5 protein-coding genes and 1 pseudogene are annotated in these 5,258 nt (G+C 74.3%); 2 read left to right on the top strand and 4 right to left on the bottom strand.

Annotated features, from left to right (window positions below):
• The 3 genes from HGA02_RS09485 to HGA02_RS09475 form a co-directional block, all read right to left on the bottom strand.
• The coding region (locus HGA02_RS09485) for a thioredoxin-like domain-containing protein (RefSeq protein ID WP_168678801.1) at positions 1-1,358 on the bottom strand (1,358 nt) is incomplete at its 3' end.
• Positions 1,359-1,427: 69 nt separating this feature from the next.
• Positions 1,428-1,592 carry a hypothetical protein gene (locus tag HGA02_RS09480; protein WP_168678800.1) on the bottom strand — a complete coding sequence of 55 codons (165 nt, stop codon included), beginning with the start codon at positions 1,590-1,592 and terminating at the stop codon, positions 1,428-1,430.
• A gap of 193 nt (positions 1,593-1,785) precedes the next feature.
• Positions 1,786-2,868 (bottom strand): lytic polysaccharide monooxygenase auxiliary activity family 9 protein, encoded by a 1,083-nt coding sequence (locus HGA02_RS09475; protein ID WP_168678799.1) that lies wholly within the window; start codon positions 2,866-2,868, stop codon positions 1,786-1,788.
• A gap of 243 nt (positions 2,869-3,111) precedes the next feature.
• Here HGA02_RS09475 and HGA02_RS09470 point away from each other — a divergent pair, with 243 nt between their 5' ends.
• Both HGA02_RS09470 and HGA02_RS09465 read left to right on the top strand, forming a co-directional pair.
• A complete protein-coding gene (locus tag HGA02_RS09470; RefSeq protein WP_168678798.1) occupies positions 3,112-3,933 on the top strand; it encodes a patatin-like phospholipase family protein in 822 nt (273 codons plus the stop codon).
• Complete coding sequence (locus tag HGA02_RS09465) at positions 3,930-5,015, top strand: 1-acyl-sn-glycerol-3-phosphate acyltransferase (protein ID WP_168678797.1); 1,086 nt, start codon at positions 3,930-3,932, stop codon at positions 5,013-5,015. The genes HGA02_RS09470 and HGA02_RS09465 overlap by 4 nt, the downstream gene beginning before the upstream one ends.
• Here HGA02_RS09465 and HGA02_RS20405 read toward each other — a convergent pair.
• Positions 4,994-5,258: pseudogene (locus tag HGA02_RS20405) on the bottom strand (hypothetical protein); the annotation flags it as partial. The gene HGA02_RS09465 and the pseudogene HGA02_RS20405 overlap by 22 nt on opposite strands.

Below are 5,258 nucleotides of genomic sequence, written 5' to 3'. Positions count from 1 at the left end.
CCGTCGGCGGGCGGCACGTAGCGGCGCACGGCGCCGTTGTAGGTGTCGGCGACGAGGACGGACCCGTCGGGCAGCGCGGCGACGCCGAGCGGGTGCTGCATGCGGGCCTCGTCGGCGCGCCCGTCGCGGTGGCCGAAGTCGAACAGCCCTTCGCCGACGGCGGTGTGGAGGGTGCCGTCGGCGGGGTCGAGCCAGCGCAGCGCGGACGTCTCGGAGTCGGCGACCCACACGCGCCCGTCGGGCCCGACCGACAACCCGGACGGCTGGGCGAGCCACGCGTCGGCGCCCGGCCCGTCGAGCAACCCCTCGTTCATCGTCCCGGCGACGTGCCGCAGCCGCGTCCCGTCGAACGTCCAGAGCGTGTGATTGCCGGCCATCGCCACGACGAACGCGCCGAGCGCGTCGGACCAGACGACGTCCCACGGCGACGACAGCCGCACGTCGAGCGCCGGCCCGTCGTACCCGACGCCCGTGCCGCCGCCGCGCACGTTGTCGGCCGCACCGACCATGAGCTGCTCGCCGGTCCCCGCGACGGTCGTGACGTGACCGTCGGCCAGCCGCACGCCGCGCAGTGCGTGAGTGACGGTGTCCGCGACGAGCACGTCGTACCCGAGCGTGTCCCGCAGGCGGTCCGGCACGAGGGCCAGGCCGTTCGGCTCGCTGAACCGGGCGTCGTCCGGCCCGCCGTCGACCAAGCCGCGCTCGCCCGACCCGATGCGCCGCAGCAGCGTCGACCCGTCGGCCGCGACCTCGGTGAGCGCGTGGTGGCCCGCGTCGGCGACCAGCAGCGACCCTCCGGGCAGCGCGACCGCCTTCGCGGGGAACCGCAGCGTCCCGGCGGTCGGCGCGGGCGGCACGTACGGGCCGTCGCCGCGGTGCAGCGTGCCCTTGGCGTCGTGCTCCGCGACGAGCTCCTCGAGCAGCACCTCGAGGTTGTGCCGGTGCCCCTCGCCGGCCATCTGCGCGACGACGTACCCCTCGGGGTCGATCACGACGAGCGTCGGCCACGCGCGCGCCGTGTACGCCGACCACGTGACGAGCTCCGGGTCGTCGAGCACCGGGTGGTGCACCTCGTACCGCTCGACGGCGGCCGCCAGCGCGACCGGGTCGGCCTCGTGCACGAACTTCGGCGAGTGCACGCCGACCACGACGAGCACGTCGCGGAACCGCTCCTCGACCTCGCGCAGCTCGTCCAGGACGTGCAGGCAGTTGATGCAGCAGAACGTCCAGAAGTCGAGCACGACGACCTTGCCGCGCAGGTCCGCGAGCGTCACGTCCTGCCCGCCGGTGTTGAGCCACCCCCGCCCGACGAGCTCGGAGGCGCGGACACGGGGGAGGCGGGTGCTGCTCGCGGTCACGCCCCTAGTGGATCACGCGCGCGGAGCCGGTCAGGACCCGTGCCGTCCGTCGTCGGGGACGGGGCCGCGTCACTGGAGGCGGGAGACGAACGTCAGGCCCAGCGCGACGACGGCCGCGAGGGCCAGCAGGAGCCAGTAGCCGCGGCGGCGCCAGAACTGGGCGGGCGGCTCGGGGTCGCGCGTGCCCGACGGGTCCTGCGGCCGGGGCTCGTGGTCGGGGGTGTCGCTCGGCACGGGGCGCTCCGTCGGTCGTCGGCTGGGCGGTCGCTCGCCCTCATCCTGCCGCGCGCGGCGACGACGACCAAGGAGCACCGGGACCGCGGACGGCCGCGGGCGGCGGTAGCCGGGCGGGGACGACGGACGCCCGCCGCCCGACCCGTGCGGGTCAGGACGACGGGCGTCCGGATGGTGCGGTGGAGCCGGTCGGTCAGTGCGTGCCGCAGGAGACCGCGGAGACGCCCTGGCCGTTGCCGCTGCCGATGAAGCCGGCGGTGGTGCTGGCGCCCGCGGCGAGCTTGCTGTTCCAGTCGACGCTGGTCAGCGTGTTCGCGGCGGACAGGGTGGCGCTCCACGCCTGCTGCACGGTCGTGCCGCCGATCGCGGTGTGCCAGCCGGTGATCGCGCTGGAGCCGGCCTTGACGGTGACCTCACCCACGAAGCCGGAGCTCCACGAGTTCACGACCTTCACCGTCGCGGTGCAGGTGCCCGGGCCCGAGGTCTGCGTGGGCGTCGGCGTCGGCGTCTGGGTCGGCGTGACGGTCGGCGTCGGGGTGACCGTCGGCGTCGGCGTGACGGTCGGCGTCGGCGTGACCGTCGGCGTCGGGGTCACGGTCGGCGTCGGCGTGCTCGTGCCGCCGATATTGATGTCCGAGCACAGGTAGTACGGCTGGTCGAGGTGGCTGGCCTGCCAGATCGTGAACAGCACCGCACGGCCGCTGTAGCCCGTCAGGTCGACGTCGGTCTGGTAGAGGCCCGTCGTCGGGTAGCGCCCGGTCTCCTTGACCAGGGTGATGTCGTCCCAGCCGAGCGCCTCGGTCGTCGGGTCGTAGCCCGGCTTCGAGACGTAGATGCGCAGGTAGTCGGCGCCGTGCTTCGCACCGTCGGTCAGCGTGAGCTGGAACTTGGTCGGCACGTTCTTCGCGACCCACGGGCCGGGCGTGTCGAGGTAGTCGTACCGCGGCGAGAAGGTGCGGCCGCCGGAGCAGAGCTGCCCGTTCGGGATGACGGCCTCGTGCCGGCCGCCGACGTTCTCGCGGTACAGCCCGTTCCAGTTCCACATCGCGTTCGGGTCGTGCTGGTACGCGCCCCAGCACATGGGGTCGACGTTCTTCATGTTCTGGTTGAGGTGGTCCGAGCCCCAGACCTCCCAGCACCGGTAGTTCCGGGTGGGCGGGTCCGTGACGGAACCGTGGGCGGAGGCGGGTGCGGACGTGACGACGGCGGCGCCGATGGCCACCGCGACCGCCGCCAGGGCGGCGAAGAGCGTGCGTGGGCGTGCACGGACGGTCATGTGTGCGGGTCTCCTCTCGATGCGGGACGGCCCCCGTGAGCGCGTCCCGGCACCGGCCTCGCTGCCACCCGCCGAGGTCGCGTCCCCCTAGGGCCTCCACCCTGCGGACGACGTGCCCTTTCGGGCCACCGTCTGAAGCGATTCGCGCCTGACTTTCGACACCGGTCGGCCCGGCGGTGACCAGCGGCCGCGGCCTGGGGACGTCGCCGGGCCCCGCCTCGTCGGCTGTGCCACGATCCGGTCATGACGGTGGGGTTCGTGCTGGGCGGCGGCGGCGTGCGCGGCGCCGTGCAGGTCGGCATGCTCCAGGCGCTGTTCGAGGCGGGCGTCCGGCCCGACACGGTGGTCGGCACGTCGATCGGCGCGATCAACGGCGCGGCCGTCGCCGCGGACCCGACGCCCGCGGTCGTCGAGACGCTCCTGCAGGCGTGGGCGTCCCCGGCCGCCGCGGCCGTCTACGGCGACTCGTGGCCCAAGCAGCTGCGCCGGCTCGCACGCTCGAGGACGCACCTCAACGACCCGGCGCCGCTGCGCGCGCTGCTCGAGGAGATGCTGGGCGCCGACCGGACGTTCGAGCAGCTCGACGTCCCGCTGGCCGTCGCCGCGGCGTGCATCGAGCGGACGGCAGAGCGCTGGTTCGACAGCGGGCCGCTCATCCCCGCCGTGCTCGCGTCGTCGTCGGTGCCCGGCGTCCTGCCGCCGACGAAGATCGGCGACGAGCACTTCGTCGACGGCGGCATCGTGAACTCCATCCCGCTCGGTGAGGCCGTGGACCGCGGCGCGACGACGGTGTACGTGCTCCAGGTCGGACGGATCGAGGAGGCGGTCGTGGCGCCGGAGAAGCCGAGCGACGTGGCGCGGGTGAGCTTCGAGATCGCGCGCCGGCACCGGTTCACGCGCGAGATCGAGCGGGTCCCGAAGGGCGTCGCGGTGCACGTCCTGCCGAGCGGCGGCCCGGCACCGGGCGACGAGAAGCTCGGGTCCTACCGGCGGATGGACGCGACCCGCCGACGCATCGACGCCGCCCGCGAGGCGACGCGCGCGTACCTCGAGGCCCGGTCATGACGTGGCGCCTGCCGCCCCGGTGGGTGCGGCGGGTCGTGCTCGCGCCCGCGATCGTCGCGCTCGCGGTCCTGCTGGTGCCGACCAGCCTCATGCTGATCCTGCTGGTGCTCGGCGCGGTCACGTGGGCGCTGCCGGGCCGGCTCCGCGTCTCGCGCGCGCTGTGGATGGCGAGCTTCTACATCCTGTGGGACGCCGCGTGCCTGGTCGCGCTGCTCGGGCTGTGGATCGGGTCCGGGTTCGGCTGGGCGATCCACCGACCGGCGTTCGAGCGGGCCCACTACCGGCTCGCCCGCCGCATGATGCAGGTGCTGTTCTGGCAGGTGCGCTGGACGCTGCGGCTGAGGATCGACATCGTCGACGCCGACCTGGGCACGGTCCTCACCGGGCAGCCGGTCGTGGTCGCGAGCCGGCACGCCGGCCCCGGCGACTCGTTCATCCTGGTCCACGCGCTGCTCAACTGGTTCGACCGCGAGCCGCGGATCGTCCTCAAGGACACGCTCCAGTGGGACCCGGCGATCGACGTGCTGCTCAACCGCCTGCCCACGCAGTTCATCACCCCGCGCAAGGCCCGCCGCGACGGCGCTCCCGGGCTGGCGGCGGCCGTCGGGGACCTGGCCGAGGGGCTCGGGCCGCGGGGTGCGCTGCTGATCTTCCCCGAGGGCGGCAACTTCACGCCCCGGCGGCGGCGCGCCCGGATCGACGCGCTGCGGCGCGAGGGTCGCGACGAGCTCGCCGTGCAGGCCGAGCAGATGACCAACGTCATGGCGCCGCACGCGGGCGGGGTGCTGTCCGCGCTCGACGAGGCGCCCGACGCGGGCGTCGTGTTCGTCGGGCACACCGGGCTCGACCGGCTCGTCACGGTGCACGACATCTGGCGCGAGCTGCCGATGGACAAGCGCATCGTCATGAAGGGGTGGAGCGTCGCGCCCGCGGACGTGCCGCGCGACCGCGACGCCGCCGAGGAGTGGCTGTTCGCGTCGTGGCTGCGCATCGACGCGTGGATCGAGGAGAACGAGCCGCCCGCCGACGAGGCCGAGCCCACCGACCGTCCGGTGAGCGGTCAGACCGCGTCGAGCACGTAGACGCGGGGGTGGTGGCCCTTCGCGAACACCCGCAACGTGTCGCGGACGGACCACAGCGCGGACGCCTCCCGCAGGCAGCGCTCCATGACCTTGACCTCGTGCGTCACGACGACGCAGCGCGCGAAGGTGTGGGCCTCGGGCTCGCCGGAGCCGACGGCGTGGACCCTGTCGGGCACGAGCACCACGGCCGCGCTGCAGGCCGCGGGCGGGATCGGCCTGTCGGTGTACACGTCGACGACCACG

This window comes from Cellulomonas septica (assembly GCF_012396155.1).
In the GTDB taxonomy this organism is placed as follows: Bacteria; Actinomycetota; Actinomycetes; order Actinomycetales; family Cellulomonadaceae; genus Cellulomonas; species Cellulomonas septica.
Note: the sequence above shows the minus strand (reverse complement) of the source record. Positions and strands in the feature narration are given on the sequence as shown.